Annotated in this window: 16 protein-coding genes; 12 read left to right on the plus strand and 4 right to left on the minus strand. The window is 74.5% G+C overall.

Features of this window, described 5'->3' with window-relative positions:
• From V6U89_RS28680 to V6U89_RS28690, 3 genes are all read left to right on the plus strand, one after another.
• Entirely contained in the window at positions 1-1,107 is a 1,107-nt protein-coding gene (locus V6U89_RS28680; protein WP_334575997.1) for an SPFH domain-containing protein, read from the plus strand.
• A 151-nt stretch (positions 1,108-1,258) separates the two neighbouring features.
• Complete coding sequence (locus tag V6U89_RS28685; protein WP_334575999.1) at positions 1,259-2,050, plus strand: hypothetical protein; 792 nt, start codon at positions 1,259-1,261, stop codon at positions 2,048-2,050.
• A 291-nt stretch (positions 2,051-2,341) separates the two neighbouring features.
• Positions 2,342-4,507: a transglycosylase domain-containing protein gene (locus V6U89_RS28690; protein ID WP_334576001.1), complete on the plus strand. Its 2,166-nt coding sequence runs from the start codon at positions 2,342-2,344 to the stop codon at positions 4,505-4,507.
• Between the two features lie 63 nt (positions 4,508-4,570).
• Here the strand turns inward: V6U89_RS28690 and V6U89_RS28695 are convergent, their stop codons facing one another.
• Positions 4,571-4,990, minus strand: a complete 420-nt coding sequence (locus tag V6U89_RS28695; RefSeq protein ID WP_334576003.1) for a GNAT family N-acetyltransferase — start codon at positions 4,988-4,990, stop codon at positions 4,571-4,573.
• A 157-nt stretch (positions 4,991-5,147) separates the two neighbouring features.
• Between V6U89_RS28695 and V6U89_RS28700 the strand changes: the two genes are divergently transcribed.
• Positions 5,148-5,612, plus strand: a complete 465-nt coding sequence (locus V6U89_RS28700; protein WP_334576007.1) for an SRPBCC family protein — start codon at positions 5,148-5,150, stop codon at positions 5,610-5,612.
• Here the strand turns inward: V6U89_RS28700 and V6U89_RS28705 are convergent.
• On the minus strand, positions 5,609-6,253 hold the full coding sequence (locus V6U89_RS28705) for a dTMP kinase (RefSeq protein WP_334576009.1): 645 nt from the start codon (positions 6,251-6,253) through the stop codon (positions 5,609-5,611). The two genes, V6U89_RS28700 and V6U89_RS28705, sit on opposite strands and share 4 nt — an antisense overlap.
• Before the next feature lie 119 nt (positions 6,254-6,372).
• Between V6U89_RS28705 and V6U89_RS28710 the strand changes: the two genes are divergently transcribed.
• From V6U89_RS28710 to V6U89_RS28725, 4 genes are all read left to right on the plus strand, one after another.
• Positions 6,373-6,942: a dihydrofolate reductase family protein gene (locus tag V6U89_RS28710; RefSeq protein ID WP_334576010.1), complete on the plus strand. Its 570-nt coding sequence runs from the start codon at positions 6,373-6,375 to the stop codon at positions 6,940-6,942.
• 69 nt (positions 6,943-7,011) lie between these two features.
• Positions 7,012-7,821 carry a TrmH family RNA methyltransferase gene (locus V6U89_RS28715; protein ID WP_334576012.1) on the plus strand — a complete coding sequence of 270 codons (810 nt, stop codon included), beginning with the start codon at positions 7,012-7,014 and terminating at the stop codon, positions 7,819-7,821.
• 39 nt (positions 7,822-7,860) lie between these two features.
• Complete coding sequence (locus tag V6U89_RS28720; protein ID WP_334576014.1) at positions 7,861-8,439, plus strand: hypothetical protein; 579 nt, start codon at positions 7,861-7,863, stop codon at positions 8,437-8,439.
• Between the two features lie 58 nt (positions 8,440-8,497).
• Entirely contained in the window at positions 8,498-10,237 is a 1,740-nt protein-coding gene (locus V6U89_RS28725; RefSeq protein WP_442934000.1) for a PucR family transcriptional regulator, read from the plus strand.
• A gap of 103 nt (positions 10,238-10,340) precedes the next feature.
• Here the strand turns inward: V6U89_RS28725 and V6U89_RS28730 are convergent, their stop codons facing one another.
• Positions 10,341-11,690 (minus strand): hypothetical protein, encoded by a 1,350-nt coding sequence (locus V6U89_RS28730; RefSeq protein ID WP_334576018.1) that lies wholly within the window; start codon positions 11,688-11,690, stop codon positions 10,341-10,343.
• Positions 11,691-11,782: 92 nt separating this feature from the next.
• Here V6U89_RS28730 and murD point away from each other — a divergent pair, with 92 nt between their 5' ends.
• Positions 11,783-13,129, plus strand: coding sequence for a UDP-N-acetylmuramoyl-L-alanine--D-glutamate ligase (murD, locus tag V6U89_RS28735; protein ID WP_334576021.1), 1,347 nt, complete (start codon positions 11,783-11,785; stop codon positions 13,127-13,129).
• On the plus strand, positions 13,126-13,920 hold the full coding sequence (locus V6U89_RS28740; RefSeq protein WP_334576024.1) for a poly-gamma-glutamate hydrolase family protein: 795 nt from the start codon (positions 13,126-13,128) through the stop codon (positions 13,918-13,920). Before murD ends, V6U89_RS28740 begins: the two co-directional genes overlap by 4 nt.
• 52 nt (positions 13,921-13,972) lie before the next feature.
• On the opposite strand, the gene V6U89_RS28745 is transcribed toward V6U89_RS28740, so the two are convergent.
• Positions 13,973-14,941 carry a hypothetical protein gene (locus V6U89_RS28745; RefSeq protein ID WP_334576028.1) on the minus strand — a complete coding sequence of 323 codons (969 nt, stop codon included), beginning with the start codon at positions 14,939-14,941 and terminating at the stop codon, positions 13,973-13,975.
• A gap of 87 nt (positions 14,942-15,028) precedes the next feature.
• Here V6U89_RS28745 and V6U89_RS28750 point away from each other — a divergent pair, with 87 nt between their 5' ends.
• Positions 15,029-15,901: a hypothetical protein gene (locus V6U89_RS28750; protein WP_334576031.1), complete on the plus strand. Its 873-nt coding sequence runs from the start codon at positions 15,029-15,031 to the stop codon at positions 15,899-15,901.
• A gap of 37 nt (positions 15,902-15,938) precedes the next feature.
• On the plus strand, positions 15,939-16,735 hold a 797-nt coding region (locus V6U89_RS28755; protein ID WP_334576033.1), incomplete at its 3' end, for a hypothetical protein.

A 16,735-nucleotide genomic window follows, 5' to 3' on the forward strand; every position in this document is an offset into this window, starting at 1 on the left:
ATGGAGTTTGCAGCGGTCCTGTTGGTGGCCGTGGCCCTGATCGTCGTGGTGACGCTGGTCAAGGCGGTACGCATCGTGCCGCAGCAGCGTCAGGACGTGGTGGAGCGGCTCGGAAAGTACAAGCGCACCTTGAATCCGGGCCTGAACCTGCTGGTCCCGTTCATCGACGCGGTGCGTACCAAGGTCGACATGCGCGAGCAGGTGGTCAGCTTCCCGCCGCAGCCGGTGATCACCTCGGACAACCTGGTCGTGTCGATCGACACGGTCCTCTACTACAAGGTGGTCGACGCGGTCCGGGCCACCTACGAGATCGCCAACTTCATCCAGGCCATCGAGCAGCTCACCGTGACCACGCTGCGCAACGTGATCGGCTCGCTGGACCTGGAGCGGGCGCTGACCAGCCGCGAGGAGATCAACCGACACCTCTCCGGGGTGCTCGACGAGACCACGGGACGCTGGGGTATCAAGGTCACCCGGGTGGAGATCAAGGCGATCGAGCCGCCGGCGAGCATCCGGGACTCGATGGAGAAGCAGATGCGCGCCGAGCGGGACCGCCGGGCGGCGATCCTGACCGCGGAGGGGCACAAGCAGTCGCAGATCCTCACCGCCGAGGGTGAGAAGCAGTCCGCGGTGCTGCGCGCCGACGGTGACCGGCAGGCCCGGATCCTCCAGGCCGAGGGTCAGGCCAAGGCGATCCGTACCGTCTTCGACGCCATCCACCAGGCCAACCCGAGCCAGAAGGTGCTGGCCTACCAGTACCTCCAGGCGCTGCCGCAGATCGCCAACGGCACCGCCAACAAGGTCTGGATCGTCCCGGCCGAGCTGACCAAGGCCCTGGAAGGGATGGGCGGGGCGCTGGGCGGGCTGGCCGGGATGGTGGGCGACCTTCCCGCGCCGGAGGCGGCCGACCACGCGAGCCAGGTCGAGCGCGAGGCCGCGGAGGCGGCCCGGGCGACGGCCTCCGCCGCGCAGGAGATCCACGACGAGGTACGCGTCGCCGAGGCGCAGGCCACCGGCGGCAAGGCCCCGCAGGGGCTGCCCGCCCCGGAGCCGGTCTCGCCGGAGAGCCTGGTGAACGACCCGTCGGACCAGCGCGCCCGCGGCTGATCGGGCCGCCGTCCGCCCCGGACGGCAAATGCGAGAAACACTCATACAGCGTCCCGGCGCCTGCCACGATCGGTCTGACGGACGGGTGGTGGCCAGGAGCCGGGGCGCCGGATGCGTCCCCGCGCCGCCCGTCGGAGCGAGCGAGGTGACCATGGACTCGGCGAAGCGGCTCTTCTCCAGCACCCCCGTCCCCGGCGCGCACGATCCCGCCGGCCCGCTGGGCACCCGCCGTACCGGTGGGGGGTTCGGGGTGCTGCCCTTCGTCGGCGACCCGGGCCCCGCGGCGCCGGCCACCAACGCGAGCTGGGCCTGGTCGCTGCGGCGCTTCGCCCGCGCGTCGGTGTGGCTGCTGCCCACGTACGCGGTGCTGTACGGCGTGGTGGCGATGGCCAGCGACGGCGGGGTCGGCAACGACCCGTACCCGGCCGATGGTCGGCCGCTCTACCTGGTGGGCTGGGTGGCCGCGGTCTGGCTGGGCCTGCTCGCCCTGCTGGCGTTGACCGGGCTCCTCGCCGCCACCCGCGACCGCAAGGTGGCCGTCACCGGGCTGCTGGTCAGCATCGCCGGCACCGTGCTGATGCTGCCCTTCGCCGGACTGGCCGAGCAGACCCCGGTCTTCGGCACCACCGCCCGGATGCTGGTCCTGGTCGGCGCCACCTTCTACAGCGCCGGCTGGCTGTTCACCGGCTGGTCGGTGGCCCGCTCCGGGATGTTCTCCATCGGCGACGGCGTGATGCTCATGATCGCCGCCCCGCTGCTCGGCCTCGGCGGCGCGCTGATCGGCTCGCTGCAGACCTTCGGCGCCATCTTCGTCCTGATCTCCGGCATCGGCATCGGCTACCGCTCCGGCCGGCTGGTCCCCGCCGCGATCGCCCGCGACGCCGCCACCGCCAGCGTCCCCACCTCGACCGGCGGCCCCCAGGGCCCCCTCCCCGCCGCCTGACCCTCCCGCCCCCGCCCCCGCCCCCGCCCCCGCGAGCCTCGGCGGGTTGATCAAGAAGTTTGCGTCCGGAACCGGCCGCCGGCTGACGCAAACCTCTTGATCAACGCCAGCCAAGGGGGCAGGAGGGCGCGAAGGGGGTTCGGGGAGCGCGGCGGTGCAGAGGGGACGAGGGGGCACAGTGGGGACGGGAGGGGTGTGGAGCGGGGAGATGGCTGGCAGGTCACGGTGAGTTAGCTGACAATCGCGTGTCGAAGTGGTCCGCTTCACGAATCGCTGGCAATCCTGGACACCATGCCCCGACCCCGGTCGCCGCTGTCGCGGCTCTTCACCGTGCTGCTCGCCGGCCTGCTGGCCGGCCTCGTCCTCGCGGTCGCCGCGCTGCCGGGCAACCTGCTCGCGGGCACCGTGACCAAGGCGGCCCTCGGGGCGTACGACGAGCTGCCGGCGGCCCTGCGCACGCCGGCCACCCCGCAGCGGTCCTACCTCTACGCCAACGACGGCACGACGCTGCTCACGACGTTCTACGACGTGAACCGCACGGACGTGCCGCTGGCCGAGATCGCCCCGGTGATGCGGCAGGCGATCGTCGCCGCCGAGGACCGGCGCTTCTACTCGCACGGCGGAGCCGACCTGCGCGGCCTGGCCCGCGCCGTCGTCGCCAACCTGACCGGCGGCTCGGCGCAGGGCGGCTCGACGCTGACCATGCAGTACGTCCGCAACGTGCTCAAGACCGATCCCAGCCGCACCGCCGAGGAGCGGCAGGCCGCCACCGAGCAGACCGTCGGGCGCAAGCTCCAGGAGATCCGGTACGCCACCGCGCTGGAGGACTCGCTCAGCAAGGACGAGATCCTCAACCGCTACCTGAACATCGCGTACTTCGGTTCCGGCGCGTACGGCGTCGCGGCGGCCAGCCAGCGTTACTTCGGCAAGGCCCCGGCGGACCTGACCCTCGGCGAGGCCGCCCTGCTCGCCGGCCTGGTCCAGTCGCCTGACGAGTACAGCCCGATCGACGGCGACGCCGAGGCGGCGCTGACCCGGCGCGGGTACGTGCTGGACGCAATGGTCGCCACCGGCGCGATCACCGAGGCCCAGGCGGCGCAGGCTCGGGCCGAGAAGCCCACCCTGCGTCCGACCGCCCAGCCCAACGGCTGCGTGGCCACCCAGACCGACGACGCCGGCTTCTTCTGCGACTACCTGCGCCGCTGGTGGCTGGAGCAGCCCGCGTTCGGCGCCACCGCCGAGGAGCGGGAGCAGGCGCTGCGCCGGGGCGGTTACCGGGTGGTCACCTCGCTCGACCCGGAGGTGCAGGCCACCGCCGTCAGCCAGGCCCGCAAGGTCTACGCCGACGACGACGCGCGCGCGCTGCCGATCGCGGCGGTCGAGCCGGGCACCGGCCGGGTGCTGGCGATGGCGGTCAACCGCCGGTACGGCGTGGGGGAGAACGAGACGGTCAACCCGCTGATCTCCGGCGGCGGCAGCGTCGAGGGCTACCAGGCCGGCTCGACGTTCAAGATGTTCACCATGCTCGCCGCGCTGGAGGCCGGCAAGCCCCTCGCCACCGGCTTCGACGCCCCCAGCCGCCTGCCCACCCGGTACGCCGCCGAGGGCGAGGGCAGCTGCGACGGCAGGTGGTGCCCGGCCAACGCGAACCCGGAGCGGATGGACGGCTACCGGATGATGTGGGACGGCTTCGGCCGCTCCGTGAACACCTACTTCGTCTGGCTGGCCGAGCAGGTCGGCGAGGACAAGGTGGTGGAGATGGCGCAGCGGCTGGGCATCACCTTCCGCGCCGAGGCCGACGCCGACTTCGCCGCGAACGACGCCGCCGACTGGGGCGCGTTCACCCTCGGCGTGGCCGCCACCACCCCGCTCGACCTGGCCAACGCGTACGCCACCGTGGCCGCCGAGGGGACGTACTGCACCCCGATCCCGGTGGTGTCGGTGACCGCGCCGGACGGCACGAAGGTGCCGGTCGGCCAGCCGTCCTGCAAGCGGGTGCTGGAGGCCGACGTCGCCCGGGCCGCGACCGACGCGGCGCGCTGCCCGGTGGGGCAGCAGTCCGCGTACGCGCAGTGCAACGGCGGCACGGCCAGCGGGGTGAGCCGGATCGTGGGCCGGCCGGTCGCCGGCAAGACCGGCAGCTCGGAGAAGAACGCCACCGAGACCTTCGTCGGGTTCACCCCGCAGGTGGCGGTCGCCGGGATCGCCGCCAACCCGGACGACCCGAGCGACGCCGTCGGCGCCGCGGTGCAGAGCGAGGTGATCGACGCGGTCGCCCGGATCATCCGCGCCGCGGTCGACGGCCAGCCGGTCCGCGACTTCACCCCGCCGAGCCGCGAGCGGGCGGGCAACCCGCAGCGCCCCCAGCCGAAGCCGGCGCCCCGCCCGGAGGAGCCGCGGCGCGAGCAGGAGATCCCCGCCGACATCCTGCGCTGGCTGCAGAACCGCCGGGGCTGACGCCCGGCCGCACGATCGTGGACGGTCACCGTTCCCCGCTCGGGGACGGTGACCGTCGCCGGTTCAGGACGTGCGGCGCGGGCCGACCCGGAACATGCCGGTCATGTCCTCGTGGACGGCGTAGCCGAAGCGTCGGTAGAGGCCGACCGACCCGCCCGCGGCGAAGAGCCCCACGAAGGTGCGCGCCGAGGCGCGGCCGGCGATCCACTCCTCCAGCCGGCCGAGGATGGCGGCCCCCACCCCCCGGCGCTGCCGTTCCGGCACCACGGCGAGGTCCTGCAGGTAGTAGTAGATCGCCCCGTCGCCGATCAGCCGGCCCAGCCCGATCACCCGGTCGCCCTCCACCGCCACCACGGCGTGCAGCGAGGCGGCCAGCGAGGCGGGGATCGCCGCCCGGTCGTACGCGTCGGCCCAGCCGACGGCGCGGGTCACCGCGACGAACTCCTCGACGGTGGGCAGCCGGTCGACCAGTCGGTACTCCACGATCGAAGCCTAGGCCGGGTGCGGTCGATCTGAGTCGTGGGTTCCCGTAGCGCGGGCGGCGTGACCGGAGGGCGGCCAGAATGAGGGGCGCCCTGCCCGCGCCGCGGACCGCCACCGTGGGCCCAGACGGGGAATGTCCGCCGAGGGGAGTGCCGCCATGGCAGTGGACGTGCTGACGGAGATCGTTATCGACCGGCCGGTCGCCGAGGTGGCGGCGTACGCCGGCGACCCCGGCAACGCTCCCACCTGGTACGTGAACATCGAGTCGGTGCAGTGGCGCACGCCTCCACCACTGCGGGTCGGGTCCCGTCTCGCCTTCGTCGCGCATTTCCTCGGTCGGCGGCTGGCCTACACGTACGAGATCGTCGAGCTGGTCCCCGGCGAGCGGCTGGTCATGCGGACCGCGCAGGGGCCGTTTCCGATGGAGACGACCTACCGCTGGGAACCGCAGGGCCAGGGCCGCACCCGGATGACCCTGCGCAACCGTGGCGAGCCCCGCGGCTTCGCGACGGTGACCGCCCCGGTGCTGGCGGCGGCCATGCGCCGGGCGAACCGGAAGGACCTGGCTCGGCTGAAGGCGCTGCTGGAGCGGGAGCGCGGGCCGGGGCCGGAGGGGCGCTAGGACGATCGCCTAGCCGCCCGATCGCGCCCGATCTCCGCACCCGCCGCTGACCACGGCCGGACCAGCCGGTCCAGGGCGGCGGCGACCGTCGCCGGGTCGGCCTCGCCGTCGACCACCCGGAAGTCGGCGAACTCCGGCAGCGCCCGGTAGGCGGCGTCCAGCGCGGCCAGGTGGCCCAGTTCCTCGGTGTCGATGCCCCGCTCGTGCACCCGCCGCTGCGCCAGCGCGGGCGACACCGCCAGGAAGCAGACCAGGTCGGGACGGGGGAAGAGCCCGTACGCCGTCCGGACCAGCCGGACGCCCCGGTCGCCCCGGGCTCGCATGATCACGTACTGGCACCAGGTCCCGCGGTCCATCACGCCCACCCGGCCGGTCAGCCGGATCCCGGCGACCGCCCGGGCCACGGCCAGCCAGCGCACCGTCGCCTCCAGCGCCGGGTAGAGGCGCCGGCCGAACAGGTGCCCGCCGTCGCGCCGCCCGAGCCGGTGGGCGAGCCGGTTCCACAGCGGGCGGCCGCCGGCGTTCTCGAAGTACGTCGCCGGGACACCCCGCTCGGACAGCCGCCGGGCCAGCGCCCGGGCCTGCGTCGACTTGCCCGAGCCGTCGACCCCCAGCAGCGCGATGATCACGGGACGGGCCATGCCCCGGCACGCTAGCCGGCCCGGGCAAGAAAATCTGCGCCGAGCTGTCGGGAACCGCCGCCCCGCTCCGACCCACCCGTGAGAGCGCCCACCGGAGGCGCCCGGCGTGAGGAGAGATCATGCGCAAGGTCGTTTACTGGGTCCACCAGTCCCTCGACGGCTTCATCGAGGGCCCGAACGGGGAGTTCGACTGGCCGTCGATGGGGCCGGAGCTGTCCGCGTACTCCCTGGAGCTGACCGAGCGGGCCGGCGCCTTCGCCTACGGGCGCAAGGTCTGGGAGATGATGTCCTGGTACTGGCCGCGCGCCGAGTCGATGTCGACGGACCCGCACGACCTGGCCTTCGCGCCGATCTGGCGGCGGACCCCGAAGGTGGTCGTCTCCCGGACGCTCACCGCGGCCGAGTGGGACGCGCAGGTGGTCGGCGGCGACGACCTCGCCAAGGAGATCACCGCGCTCAAGGAGCAGCCCGGCGGGGACCTGCTGCTCACCGGCGGCTCCGGCGCCGCCGCCGCGCTGACCGCGCTCGGCCTGATCGACGAGTACCAGGTGATCGTGCACCCGGTCGTGCTCGGCGGCGGCCGGCCGGTCTTCCCCGGCGGCCCGGAGCGGCTGGACCTGCGGCTGGCCGGGTCGCGCGTCTTCGACGGCCGGACCGTGCTGCTGCGCTACACGCGTGCGGCGGGGTGAGGGTGGCCCGGGTCGCCCCGGCGACCCGCCCCGGCCGCCGCACCACCGGCACCCGGCAGAATCGTCGCCGTGCCCGTCCACCAGATCACCGACCCCGACGACGACCGGATCGCCGACTACCGCGCGTTGACCGACGTCGAGCTGCGTACCCGCTGGGAGCCCCCGCACGGGCTCTTCATCGCCGAGGGGGAGCTGGTGCTGCGGCGGGCGCTGCGCGCCGGCTACCCGGCCCGGTCGTACCTGGTGGACGCCAAGCGTGTCGACCAGCTCGCCGACCTCGACACCGGCGACGCGCCGGTCTACGCCGCCACCCCGGACGTGCTCCAGCGGGCCACCGGCTTCCACGTGCACCGGGGTGTGCTCGCCTCGTTCCGCCGCAAGCCCCTGCCGGCGGCCGCCGAGGTGCTGGCCACCGCCCGCCGGGTGGTGATTCTCGAAGACGTGAACAACCATACGAACCTGGGCGCAATTTTTCGGGCGGTGGCCGGGCTCGGCGTGGACGCGGTGCTGCTCTCGCCGACCTGCGCCGACCCGCTCTACCGGCGCAGCGTACGGGTCAGCATGGGCGAGGTCTTCGCCGTCCCGTACGCGAAGCTGGAGCCCTGGCCCGATGCGCTCGCCGAGGTACGGGCGGCCGGCTTCACCGTGCTGGCGATGACCCCGGCCCCGGACGCGGTGCCCATCCAGCGCCTCGACGCCGCCCAGCGGGCCCGCGCCGCGCTGCTGCTCGGCGCGGAGGGCGCCGGGCTGACCCGGGCGGCGATGCAGGCCAGCGACGCCCGGGTGGTCATCCCGATGCGCCGCGGCGTCGACTCGCTCAACGTCGCCGCCGCCACCGCGGTGGCCTGCTGGGAGCTGGGCCGCGACGACCCGCTCTGAGCCCCCACGGCCGGCCACCGGGGCCGGTAGGGTCGCGGCGTGAGCCCGGCCGCGCGCACCCGTCGTGTGGTGTGGGCCGCCCACGCGGTCGGGGGCTGCGGGGCGCTGATCCTGCTCTGGGCGTTCAGCGTTCCTGGCTTCTCGGTGATCGTCGCGTTGATCGGCCTCACCGTGCTCGCCGTGGCGGCATTGCTCTGGACCGTCGGGGCGCAGTTGTCCCACAGTGCCGGCCGGACGTGGCCGTGGTGGCTGCTCGTCGCCCCGGTGATGGCGGCCGTCACCCTGGCCCTGCTGGTGACGCGGGCCCCGCTGCACTCCCGCTGGGAGCTGAGCCGGGGCGCGTTCGAGGCGGTTGCGGCCCGCCTCCCCGAGTCGACTGCGGCGACGAGGTTCGACCGGGTGGAGGCGCCGGCCCGGATCGGCAGCTACCGGATCACCACCGCCTATCTCGTGCCCGGCGGGGTCATCTTCTACGAGAGGAACGGGGCCTTCTTCAACGACGCCGGCTTCGCCTACCTGCCGGGCGGCCCCAGCCCCTCCCTGCACAACGGTTCCTTCGAGTCGCCGATGTTCTGGCCCCTCGGCGGTGGCTGGTACAGCTGGACCGCGAGCTGGTGACCGTCCGGGGCGGGGCGGGCTGTCGTCGGACGGAGTAACGGACGGTAGCGTGTCGCCCGTGTTCCCTACCGTGCGTGAGGTGCTGGCGCTGGACCCGGTCCGCCACGGCGCGCCGCGCCTGGTCGCCGGGGACGCCGGCCTGGACGCGCCGGTGCGCTGGGTGCACGTCGCCGAGGTGCCCGACATCGCCACCCTGCTCGGCGGCGGCGAACTGGTGCTCACCACCGGCATCGGGCTGCCCGCCGACGACGCCGGCCTGCGCGCCTTCATCGGCGACCTGGCCGACGTCGGCGTCTCCGGGCTGGTGGTCGAGCTGGGCCGCCGGTACGTCAGCGGCGTGCCCCGGGTGATGGCGGCCGCCGCCGAACGGCGCGGCCTGCCCCTGGTCGAGCTGCGCCGGGCAACCCCGTTCGTCCGGATCACCGAGGCGGTGCACGCGCTGATCGTCGACGCCCAGCTCACCGAGCTGCGCGCCACCGAGGAGATCCACCAGCGCTTCACCGAGCTGTCGGTCGAGGGCGCCGGCCCGGCCGAGGTGGTCCGGCAGGCCGCCGAGCTGGCCGGCTGCCCGGTGGTGCTGGAGAACCTGTCCCGGCAGGTCCTCGCGTACGACCCGGCGGGGGAGAGCGCCGAGCTGCTGCTGGACGGCTGGGAGCAGCACTCCCGACGGATCCGTCCCGCCGGGCGCACCGCGTACGACGGCGACAGCGGCTGGCTGGTGACCACCGTCGGCGCGCGCGGACAGGACTGGGGCCGGCTGCTGCTGCGCTGGCCCGGCGGGGGCGACCTGGCCGCCGGGACCATGCTGGGCGGACGTCCGGCGGGCACCCCGCCGACCCGGCTGACGATCCTGGTGGAGCGGGCCGCCTCCACCCTGGCGCTGGGCCGGCTGATCCGGCGCGACGCCGAGGGCCTGGAACGGCAGATCCACCGCACCCTGCTCACCGCCCTGCTCGACCACTCCCGCCCGGTCGACGAGGTCGCGCTGCGGGCGCGGGCGCTCGGCGTCACGCTGGAACGCCGGCACCTGGTCGGGGTGGTGGTCCGGCACCGCCTCGACGACCCCGCCGAGGGCGGCACCGGGGAGAGCACCGTGGCGGCCGAGTCGGCCCCGGAGGCCGGCCCGGCGCGGCTGCGGGATCTCGCCGAGGCGGTGGGGCAGGCGCTGCGGGAGGCGAAGCTGACGGGACTGACCAGCGCCGTCGACGACCAGGCGGTGGGCGCACTGCTCGCCCTGCCCGACGCGGCCGTGGAGGAGCGGGCGCTGACCGCGTTCGCCGCCGCCCTGCGCCGGATCCGGCTCGACGCCGCCCCGGCCCGTCCCGCGCTGGCCGGCGCCGTGCCGCCGGACGCGGTGATCGTCGCCGCCGGCTCCGGGGTGGGCGGCCTGCGGGAGGCCCGGCGGTCGCTGATCGAGGCCCGGCAGATCGCCGACGCGGCCCGCCGCGACCGCCGCGACCTGCCCATCTTCCGGCTACCCCACGTCGGGCTCGCCGGGCTGCTGCACCTGCTGCGCGACGAGCCCCGGGTGCAGACCTTCGTCGAGCGGGAACTCGGCGCGCTGCTCGCCCACGACGCCCGGCACCCCCGCGACCAGCTGCTCGGCACCCTGCGGGCGTACCTCGAACAGGGCCGCAACAAGTCGGCGGCGGCCGCGGCGGCGCACCTGTCCCGGCCGGCGTTCTACGAGCGGCTGGCCCGCATCGCCCGCATCCTCGACGTCGACCTCGACTCGGTCGAGGCCTGCCTCTCCCTGCACGTCGCCCTGCTCGCCCTGGACGCCATCCGCACCCCCTGACCCGCGCACCTCCAAGGCCCGGTCGTCCTGTCGATCATGAAGTTGTTGTCGTCCGCCGCGGCGTGTCACGGCAACAACTTCATGATCAACGGGGGGGCGGGGGTCAGGTCAGGGCGGTGAGGGCCTTGGCGTAGGGGGCGGGGATGAAGTTGGGGCCGCCAGGGGTGAAGACGTCTGAGGTTGCCGCCGCGGACCAGGCGGTTTCCGGGACCGCGTCGGCCAGGGCCTGGACGACCGGGGCGTCGCGCCACTGGTCCTGCTCGGCGAGCAGGCTCAGCGCCACCACCGACTCCTCCACCTCGCCGACGCACTCGAACGGCTTGTGCCCGTCGACGCCGAGCAGTTCCCGGTAGCCGGGGATCTGCGCCGGGTCGGCCAGCAGGTCGCCGCCGAAGATGCGCACCACCCGCTCACGCGGCATGAACGGCGCCATGGCGAGGAAGACGAACCGGCACTTCGGGCAGTCGCGGCACCAGCGCTCGCTCGCGTCGCGCAGCTTGAACGCGGCGTTGCAGCTGGTCACCACCGCGTCGTACCGGTCGATCCCGGCGAAGAGCCGGGCGATGTGCAGCTCCGACAGTGAGCGCAGCAGCGAGAAGTACGGCTCGGTGAGACCGGCGTGCTCGGCCAGCGCCGCCCGCAGCAGCCCCTCCGCCTCGACGCCCTTGGACCACTGGTGGTTGATCTCGTGACCGTTCCAGATCAGGTTCGGGTCCGACGCGGAGCGCTCGTTGGACATCACCACCGGCCCGAGCCCGTGCAGCACGGCGGTGGCGACCGCGATCAGCGAGTTGATCGCGGTGACCGGGATGTGGCCGTTGAGCGCGCCGGCCGCGTTGAGGTCGAACAGCACCGGGTCGATCCGCCGCCGGGCCGCCAGCGGAGCGAGCCCGGACGCCTCGTTCACCGAGACGATCACGTGGTTCGGGTTGACCGAGAACGGCACCGGGTCGAAGCCGGCCCGGCGCAGCGCCTCCAGGCTGACGATGGAGTCCTTGCCGCCGCCGACCGCGGAGAGCGGACGGCGGTCGGAGTCGTCGTACTCGCGGGCCGGGGCGACGGTGCCGGAGGGCACCTCCGGGCGCAGTTCGAGCACGTGCGGCAGCTGGTTGCGGTAGGCGTACTCGGCGAGGCCCTTGGTGTAGACGGCGGTGACCAGCTCGGCGGCGGCCGCGCCCAGCGGCGCCGGCAGCACCACCCGGCGCGGCGCGGCGGCCTTGTAGTAGCTGACCCCGGCGACCACGTGCAGCAGCTCGAGGACCCGGCCCAGGGTGGCCACGGTCTCGTCCGACGGCGGGTCGGCGGGCAGCGGCAGGGTGATCACCTCGGTGAACCGCTGCTCACCGTCGGGACCGGTCAGCCTGTAGTCGAACAACGCCTCGCCGGTGGCGAGGTCGATCGAGTAGGACGGGAAGGTGAAGGCGTCCATCCGCCGGAGCTGCTCGTTGGGCACACGCCATACTAGGCCCTGGTTCGTCCGGCCGTGTCCGGCTGCGCCGGACCGTGCCCCGTGCCACGCCGTCGAGACCCCCGAGGAGAGAGCCCGTGCGCCTGTCTGACCTGCGCGGACGTACCGTCGCCGTCTGGGGGGCCGGCCGCGAGGGCCGGGCCGCCGTGACCGCCATCGCCGCGCACGGCCCCGCCGGCCTGGTCGCCGTGGACGACAGCGCCAACTTCCTCACCCTGCCCTGGGAGGGGCCGCTCGCCGAGGCCGCGCCCCTGATCACCGGGGCGGCCGGCTTCGACCGGCTGGCCGCCGCCGACGTGGTGGTCCGTTCCCCGGGCGTGCCGAACACCCACCCGTGGATGGTGGAGCTGCGGGCGCGGGCGGCCACGATCACCCAGGGCACCGCGCTCTGGATGGCCGACCACGCCGAGCGGACCGTCGGCGTCACCGGCAGCAAGGGCAAGAGCACCACGTCCAGCCTGATCAGCCACCTGCTCGCCGCGGTCGACCGGCCGAACGTCTTCGGCGGCAACATCGGGGTGCCCACCCTGGACCTGCCCGAGGCGGACCTGTACGTGCTGGAGCTCTCCAGCTACCAGTGCACCGACCTGACCGACTCGCCCCGCGTCGCGGTGGTCACCGCGCTCTTCCCCGAGCACCTCGACGCGCACGGCGGCGAGGCGGAGTACTACCGGGACAAGCTCAACCTGCTGGCGTACGGCCCGCGGACCGTGGTGGTCAACGGCGCCGACCCGCGGCTGGCCGTGGAACTGGGCGACCGGGCCGCCGTGCGCGCCGGCCGGCCGGACACCGCCAACGTGGCCAGCGGCCCCGACGGCACGCCCTGGTTCCACCTGGGCGAGCAGCCGCTCTTCCCGCGCGCCGTGCTGCCGCTGGTCGGCCGGCACAACGAGGGCAACCTCTGCGTGGCGCTGGCCGTGCTCGACGCGCTCGACGTGGACGTGGTGGCTCGCAAGGACACCCTGGCCGTGGCGGTCGCCGAGTTCCAGGGGCTGGCCCACCGGCTCACCGAGATCGCCGACCCGTCCGGCCTCACCTTCGTCGACGACACCCTCGCCACCAGCCCGTACGCGGCCATGCACGCGATCGACGCGTACGAGGGGCGGCCGCTGACGGTGATCGTCGGCGGCACCGACCGGGGGCTGGACTACAGCCCGCTCGCCGCGCACCTGGCCGAGCGCGAGATCACCGTGATCGGCATCCCGGACAGCGGCCCCCGCATCGTCGAGGCGCTGGCCGGGCTGCCGGCCGTGCGTACCGAACTCGCCGAGGACCTGGTCGCGGCGGTCGGGCTGTCCCGCAAGCTCACCCCGCCGGGCGGCGTGGTGCTGCTCTCGCCGGCAGCGCCCAGCTACGGGCGGTTCCGCAACTTCGAGCACCGCTCGGAGGTCTTCGCCCAAGCGGTCGCCGACACCGCCCGGTGACCTCCGCCGAGGACCGGGCCGGCCCTCCCGGCGGTCCCCGCCCGCGCCGGCCCCGCGCGCACCCCACCGACCGGTACGGTTCGAACACCGAGCTGTACGCCACCGCGGGCCTCGTCGAGGGCGTCGGGTACGCCCTGCGCTGCTGCCACCGATGCGCCCCGGACGAGCCGCCCGGCTGCGCGACCGGGACGACGGGGACGGCGGTCCTCGCGCCGCACGGTGGCGGCATCGAGGTGGGCACGTCGGAGTTATGCCTCGCGGTCGCCGGTTACCACCCGGCGACCCTGGAGCCGAGCACCGACGGCAAGGGGTGGCATCACTACTGGATGTTCGAGGGGCTGCTCGACTCCGGTAACGCCGCCCTGCACGTGACCTCGGCGAACTGCGACGACCCGTGGGCGGAGTCGATCTGCGGTGGGGTCCGCCACGCCGTCGCCCTGCACGGCTGCACGGCCCGGCAGGCCGGTGAGCCGGCCGGGACCGAGGCGGTGGTGGTCGGCGGGCTGGACGCCCGGCTGCGGGATCTGCTGCGCCGGGAGTTGGCGAAGGTGGACATCACCGTCGCCCGGCGGGTCAACCGCGCCATCGACGGGACCAACCCGCGGAACATCTGCAACCGGACGGCGTCCCGGGCGGGCGCGCAACTGGAGCTGACGACGCCGCTGCGCGAGGCGATGTTCGGCACCAACACCTGGGAGGGACGCAAGCACACCACCCAGCCGCTGTTCTGGGACTTCGTGGCCGCGACCCGGACGGCACTCGCCCTGCACGCCGACGCCGCACGCCCCTGACCCGAGCGGCCCGGACCCGGGTGGCCCGTGCAGCAGGGTCGGTCGCTAACAGTCAGCCGAGCACCTCGTGCAGGGCCCGCATGGCGCGGATCGCCGAGCGGATCTCCTGGAGGTAGCGCCCCGGGGTGAGGGTCGGCTCGGGCAGCCGGACCAGGTCTGGCAGGGTCGGGTCGACGCCGACGGTGTCGATCGCGCAGCCGTACGGCACCGCCAGGGTGCGCAGCGCGTCGCAGTGCTGGAACGGCACGTAGATCGGCGCGGTCACCACCAGCAGCGCGTCGCCGGGGGAGAGCCGGACGTGCCCGGCCCAGAACCGCTGGGTGTCCGCCGTGTGCGCGCGCCGCCGCTCCGGCTCGCTGGACGGGGCGGCGAGCACCCGGACCGGCGGCAGGCCGGCCGACCGGTAGGTCCGCGCGGACCAGGAGTGGTGCGGGTGGCCGGCGTCGTGCCCGTCCTCCTCGTCGGGTGCGGCCACCCCGAGGATCGCGCGGACCGCCGCGTCGAGCGCGTCCACCTCGGTGTCGGCCGCGATCCCCGCGCTCGCCAGCACGTCCCGCTCCACCTCGGACAGCGGCCGGAAGCTGCCGAGGACGGCCACCTCCCCGTCCACCGCCGGCCCGTGCCGCACCAGGTGGGCGGCGTACGCCACGCGCCGCAGGCAGGCGTGCGCCAGCCCGCCCAGCACCACCAGGTGGGCGTACCGGGGGTGGGCCGGTCGCACGGGGCGGACCAGGCCGAGCGCCTCGGCGGTGGTGAGCACCAGCCCGGCGGTGCTCGGGTCGAGGGCCGGTTCCCGCGCCTCGGGGCGTTCCCGGCCGCCCCGGAAATCCCAGTGCCGGGCGGAGAAGTCGTCCAGCCCGGCCAGCACGGTCGTCAGGTCGCCGGTCGGCCACTGGCCGCCGAACCGGGCGACCAGCGCCCGCAGCGGCGGGGACTCGACCCACTCCCGCACCCCGCGGGCGAGCTGCGCGGGCGACGCGCCGGCCGGGCAGTTCGGCAGCGCCACGTCCGCGATCCGCACATGCGGATCGTACCGACGGCCGTGGCCACGAGGGGCCCTTGTGGATCGGCACTACGCTGGGCGCACCGACGAGATCGGGGGCTGCCGATGACTGGCGACGTGCTCCGTCGACGTTCCACCGGGCGTACCGGGTCGGCCAGTGGACTGGTCCGGCTGATGGCGCACACCGACCCGGTGGCGCTGGTCGGCATCACCCTGTCGATCGCGCTCTCCGTCACGCTCGACCTCACCAACGCCGCCAGCGGCGTCGAGTCGCTGCTGGCCGGGCTGATGGGCATCACCATCTCGCTGCTGGTGGACTCGTTGGCCCGCGCGGAGCGCCGGTTCCACCTGCGTACCCTGCTGGACGGGCCACCCTGGCTGGTGCAGGGCGCGCCGGAGATCGTCGTCGCCGTCCGGGAGGCGGTCGAGGGCCACCCGGGCACCCGGGTCGCCGAGGAGGCGCAGCGCCGCTACGAGCAGTTCCGGATGGAGGCCGAGCAGCTCGCCGCGGGGCGGGTGGTCCGGCGGGGCGACGACGACGAGGACCTGATCGGCGCCACCCGGGACTGCACCCGAAGCCTGCAGGGGCTGACCAATCTGACGCCGCGGGCCAGCGGCGAGCTGAGCTGGTGGCGCAGCGAGATCGGGCGGCGCTACTGGGAGGCGAACCTGGCGGCCCTGGCGCGCGGGGTGCGGATCACCCGGGTCTTCGCCTACGCCACGCTCTCCGACCAGCTGGTCGAGCTGGTGGAGAAGCAGCGCCGGGCCGGGGTCCGGGTGGGCCTGCTGCCACTGGGTGTCGTCAGCCCGCACCTGCACGTCAATCTGACACTCTGGGACGGGTCGAGCTGCTGGGAGGCCAGGATGAGCGCGCACGGGGAGATCAGCGAGAACCAGTTCTCGGTCAACCGCGCCGACGTCGACCGGCTCACCCGGGTGTTCGACCAGTGCGCGAACGTCGCGACCTTCCAGGACTGACCCCGCCGGCGGGCGGTGGAGCGGAGATGGGCCAGCCATGACGTGGAGTGCCGTGATCCTGGTGACCGCCGTGGTCTGGGCGGTCAGCGTGATCCGTTCGGTCCGGCTGCGGGCGTTCGTCTACAGCCTGCCGCTGCCGATGACGCTGGCCCTGGTCACCACGGACCACCGGGTCGACGGCGCCCAACTGCTCGGTGTGCTCGGCCTCAACCTCTTCTTCGTCACCGTGGCGCTGACCCACCACCGGTTGCGCTGGCCGATCCTGCTGGCCGACCTGGCCGGGATCGCCGCCTACGTGGCGTTGAGCGCCGGGTTGCTGGCGGTCCCGGTGCCGTTCGCGCCGGCCCTGGCGGGCACGTTGGCGCTCTGGTTGCTCGCCATGGTGGTGCTGCGCCGGCGCGCCCGGGCGGTGGCCGCAGCACCGGAGCGGCCGGTCGACGCCCGCCGGGACGGCCTCCCCGCCCCGGCCAAGCTGGCGGTGATCTTCGCCGGAGCGGTGCTCACCGGCCTGCTCGGCCAGCTGCTGCGCGGGATGGTGGTGACCTTCCCCTACTCCGGCGTGCTGGTCGCCGTCGAGGCCCGTCGCCAACTGGTCGACTTCAGCCGGCACTTCGCCCGCAACAGCCTCGCGCTGGTCGGGTTCCTCACCGCCTACCACTATCTCCAGGACGGGTCGCCGGTCGTCGCCCTGGCCGGCGGCTGGGCCGCCTTCGCGCTGCTGGCCACCGCCCTGCACCTGCCGCGCCGCCGCCGCGCCGAACCCGCTCCGGCCGGCGCCCGCCCGGACCCGTCCGCCGGCCCCGCCCTGGCGGCGCCGGCCCGGCCAAGTCGGGG

This window comes from Micromonospora sp. CPCC 206171, assembly GCF_036906755.1.
GTDB classification, from domain to species: Bacteria; Actinomycetota; Actinomycetes; order Mycobacteriales; family Micromonosporaceae; genus Micromonospora; species Micromonospora purpureochromogenes.

Bases quoted from the DNA above. Each gene is read 5' to 3' on its own strand.
- V6U89_RS28680 (WP_334575997.1), top strand. From the start codon at position 1: ATGGAGTTTGCAGCGGTCCTGTTGGTGGCCGTGGCCCTGATCGTCGTG.
- V6U89_RS28685 (WP_334575999.1), top strand. From the start codon at position 1,259: ATGGACTCGGCGAAGCGGCTCTTCTCCAGCACCCCCGTCCCCGGCGCG.
- V6U89_RS28690 (WP_334576001.1), top strand. From the start codon at position 2,342: ATGCCCCGACCCCGGTCGCCGCTGTCGCGGCTCTTCACCGTGCTGCTC.
- V6U89_RS28700 (WP_334576007.1), top strand. From the start codon at position 5,148: ATGGCAGTGGACGTGCTGACGGAGATCGTTATCGACCGGCCGGTCGCC.
- V6U89_RS28705 (WP_334576009.1), bottom strand. From the start codon at position 6,253: ATGGCCCGTCCCGTGATCATCGCGCTGCTGGGGGTCGACGGCTCGGGC.
- V6U89_RS28710 (WP_334576010.1), top strand. From the start codon at position 6,373: ATGCGCAAGGTCGTTTACTGGGTCCACCAGTCCCTCGACGGCTTCATC.
- V6U89_RS28750 (WP_334576031.1), top strand. From the start codon at position 15,029: ATGACTGGCGACGTGCTCCGTCGACGTTCCACCGGGCGTACCGGGTCG.